The 3816-nt window shown below is 66.2% G+C and carries 3 protein-coding genes; 2 read left to right on the forward strand and 1 reads right to left on the reverse strand.

The genetic code is table 11. The annotated features are described in order from the left end of the window. Positions 1-257 (reverse strand): DUF892 family protein (locus JHD07_RS35040; protein ID WP_291630507.1); only part of this gene is annotated, 257 nt, incomplete at its 3' end. Positions 258-689: 432 nt separating this feature from the next. Between JHD07_RS35040 and JHD07_RS35045 the strand changes: the two genes are divergently transcribed. Together JHD07_RS35045 and JHD07_RS35050 are read left to right on the forward strand one after the other, a co-directional pair. Next, positions 690-1772 carry a YbhN family protein gene (locus JHD07_RS35045; RefSeq protein WP_291630509.1) on the forward strand — a complete coding sequence of 361 codons (1083 nt, stop codon included), beginning with the start codon at positions 690-692 and terminating at the stop codon, positions 1770-1772. Positions 1773-1863: 91 nt separating this feature from the next. Next, positions 1864-3816: a hypothetical protein gene (locus tag JHD07_RS35050; RefSeq protein ID WP_291630511.1), complete on the forward strand. Its 1953-nt coding sequence runs from the start codon at positions 1864-1866 to the stop codon at positions 3814-3816.

A 3816-nucleotide genomic window follows, 5' to 3' on the forward strand; every position in this document is an offset into this window, starting at 1 on the left:
ATGATGCCGTCGATCGCCGGGCAATCCACCGCCTTCGCGGCGACGCCGTGCATCTTGAACACTTCCTCGAGCCGCGCGACGTGCTGCCTGGTTTCCTCGAGATGCGTCAAAAAGCCCTGTTTCAGCTCCGGATCGGTGGCCTTGCTTGCCATCTTCGGTAGCGCCTTGGTGAGCTGCTGCTCGGCATAATAGATGTCCTGGAGCTGGTGCACGAACAGGTCGTTCATGGTCTTGATGTCCTTGGTGAACAGTCCCATCGTTCCGATCCTCTCTCGGTTTTGGGAACACGGGCACGCCGGCTTGCAAGAAAAAGCCTGCGTATTCCACCATGTTCGATTGCTGATGCACCCTAACGAGCATGCGGCATCGACGTTCCAAGAAGGCCGATCACGGCTTGCGCTGGAACAATGCGGACGGCACCGGGATCTGAAATCATGTCGGCGCATCGAAGGAGCGAATGGATCGTCGTTCGCCGACTCGTATGCTTAACGCGCAGCCGATATGAACTCCGTATGACAAAAGCGGCCGGCCGAACGCAGAACCCATTGTTGTCAAGGGCTGCACAAGCCGCTGTTTTTGCCTTAAATGAGCTGGATCATGCCTAGCGGTCGGCGCCCTTCTTTGGCGCGATCGCGCCCGACCGGCCAATGCCTGGCCCGGCCGGTCTTTGCCCCCCGCCGGGAGGATGAATGCACGGACTGCTGCCCGCGCTGAAACGCGGCTTCAAGAGATGGATCGGCTGGCGAAGACTTGGGATTGCCGCGAGCATCTTGATCATCGCCCTCGCGATCACGACGCTGGTGCGGACCCTCAAGGGCATCGAGACCGGTGTCATCCTGACCGCGCTGACCGAGATTCCCCGGGGCAACATCGGCCTGGCGGCGATCTGCGTGTTCTTCGCGTTCTGCACGCTGACCTTCTACGACTTTTTCGCCTTGCGAACGATCGGCAAGAAGCACGTGCCTTATCGGATCGCGGCCCTGTCCAGCTTCACGTCCTATTCGATCGGCCACAACATCGGCGCCACGGTCTTCACCGGCGGCGCGATCCGTTTCCGGATCTATTCGGACTACGGGCTGAACGCGATCGACGTCGCGAAAATCTGCTTCCTGTCGGGCCTGACCTTCTGGCTCGGTAACATCTTCGTGCTCTCGATCGGCATGGCCATCCATCCCGAGGCGGCCTCCTCGATGGATCAGCTGCCCGCCTCGCTCAACCGCTTGATCGCGCTTGGCGGCCTCGCCTCGATCGCTGCCTATCTGGTCTGGCTCTGCATGGGCGAGAAGCGCCGCGAACTCGGCCAGAAGGGCTGGAAGGTGGTGCTGCCCTCGGCGCCTCTGACCCTGGTGCAGATCCTGATCGGCGTCGTCGATCTCGGCTTCTGCGCCCTCGCCATGTACCTGCTGATGCCGGCCAATCCGCCGATCGACTTCATGTCGCTCGCGGTGGTGTTCATCCTGGCGACCCTGATCGGCTTTGCCAGCCATGCGCCGGGCTCGATCGGCGTGTTCGATGCCGCCATGCTGGTGGCGCTGCCGCAATTCGGCCGCGAGGAACTTCTGGCGACGCTGCTGGTGTTCCGCATCCTCTATTTCGTGATCCCGTTCGCCCTCGCCATCTCCATCATGGGCGCGCGCGAGCTCTGGATGAACGTGGTCGCCCCCTGGCAGGAGCGACGACGGCTGGCAGAGGCCTGTGCTCAGGCCAACCTGCCCAAGCAAGTGGCCGCGATGGAGCGCGAAAGGACGCTGCGGCGGGCCGGCAAGCGATAGGCGCCGATCCTCCATACGTCAGACAAGGGTTGCAGGCGGGGGAGCAATCCCCTCTTATTTCCGCCTCAACTTTGCCGTTGAACCCCGGGCCATGATCCCTCTCCCCTTTCCGAAACTTTGCGCAGGCGCCCTGCTCTTGGCGGGCATTCTGACCGCCTTTGCGCCCGAGCCCGCCGCCGCTCAGGACGCCGGCCCGATCCAGATCGAGTGGGAGGTGCGTAACCGCTTCCGCCTGTTCCGCGAGGAGCGCGACTTCCTGCTCCATGTCGAGAACGCGCGCAACCGCAGCATCCTCGCTGCCGAGCAGTCGCTGGAGCTCCAGAGCGAGGGCCGCGGCTGGGCCCGCAACATGGTCAACAGGCTTTGCATCGACCTCCAGGGCCGGGTCAACCAGCCCTGCACCCGTGACAACGTCAAAGAGAACTACATCACGCCGATCGACCATCCAGTGACGGTACGCCTGACCGGCGCGGTGCCGGTCGGCGCCACCTGCGCCTGGTCGTTCGACGACGGCGACGGCCCGCAGGCTTCCACCTTCGACTGCGCCGAGCCGGTCAATTTGCGCGTCCGCTACGGCAGGCAGACGGTCGCGAGCGTCGATGTCTCCGCCGGCTCCGACCCGACACAGCGGGTTCAAACCGAAATCCAGGTGCGCGACGTCTTCGTCGCCGGCCTCGGCGACAGCATCGCCTCGGGCGAGGGCAATCCGGACCGGCCGCTGGCCCTGTCGGACGAAGGATTCTGCTTCCGCTCCTATCTCGGCACCGCCGGCGCGCAGTTTTACCGGCCGAGCCGCCACGGCTTCAAAGGCGGCCGCGCCTGCGAGGCACCGGATACGCTCGCCAACTGGCAACGCTACAGCGCGCTCTGGTTCAACGCGCCGTGCCACCGCTCGCTCTACAGCTATCAGGCGCGCACCGCGCTGGCGCTGGCCGTGCGCTATACGCACATCGCCGTGACCTTCCTGCCGCTCGCCTGCACCGGCGCCAGCATCGCCGACGGCCTGCTCGGCTCGCAGCGCGCCCGCGAATGCCCGCCCGGCAAGACCGGCGTCTGCAACATCAGCGTGAACGCGCAGGTCGCCGAGCTGCGGGAAGCGCTCACCGCTGCGAAGAAGCGCCAGCCCGAGCGCACGCTCGACCTCGTGCTGCTCTCGGTCGGCGCCAACGACGTCTACTTCTCGGGTCTGGTCGCCGACGTCATCGTCGACACCGCGACCGAGCGCGCGCTGTTCCGCCGCTCCGGCGTGATGGCGACCGTCGATGACTCCCGCGATGCGCTGCAGCGCGAGCTGCCGCAGAACTTCGTCAAGCTGCGCGAGGCGCTGAAGCCGCTCGTCGGCGGCGAGCTCTCGCGTGTGGTCTATGTCTCCTACGCCAATCCCGCGCTCGCCGAGGCCGGCGCGCCCTGCCGCGGCGGCCGCGCCGGCTTCGACATCCATCCGTCCTTCAACGCCGATCCGCAGCGCCTTGCCCGCGTCTCGACCTTCGTCGACACCGAATTCCTGCCGCAGCTGAAGGGGCTCGCCACCTGCACCCGCGGCGCGCTGTGCCGCGATCCCGAAGCCGACCGCATGACCTTCGTGGACGCGCACCAGCGAGCGTTCGCCGAACGGGGCTTCTGCGCGCGATCCGGCAGCGATCCCGAGTTCGACCGGGCCTGCTTTGCCGAGAACGGCCAGAGCTTCAACCCGGATATCGTCAGCGCGGCGAGCCAGCCGATGCTGTGCGGCCGCGGCGCCTCGGAATATCGCGCCTACCTGCCGCGCGCGCGCTGGATCCGCGACGCCAATGACAGCTATTTCGCTGCGATGACCTATCCGCAGGGCTTGCCGGCGGCGAGCCAGCCGACCGACATCCACGATGCGACCTGGGGCGTGCTCTCCGCGGTCTACGGCGGCGCGGTGCACCCAAGCGCCGAGGGGCATGCCGCGATGGCGGACGCGGCGCTGCCGGCCGCAAGCGCGGTGCTCGGGCTCGATGCGGTGCCGCCGAACGTGACGCGGGGATCGCTGCCGCAATTGTTGCCGAGCGCGCAGCAGTAG

It is taken from the genome of Bradyrhizobium sp. (assembly GCF_016462955.1).
In the GTDB taxonomy this organism is placed as follows: domain Bacteria; phylum Pseudomonadota; class Alphaproteobacteria; order Rhizobiales; family Xanthobacteraceae; genus Bradyrhizobium.

Bases quoted from the DNA above. Each gene is read 5' to 3' on its own strand.
- JHD07_RS35050 (WP_291630511.1), top strand. From the start codon at position 1,864: ATGATCCCTCTCCCCTTTCCGAAACTTTGCGCAGGCGCCCTGCTCTTG.
- JHD07_RS35045 (WP_291630509.1), top strand. From the start codon at position 690: ATGCACGGACTGCTGCCCGCGCTGAAACGCGGCTTCAAGAGATGGATC.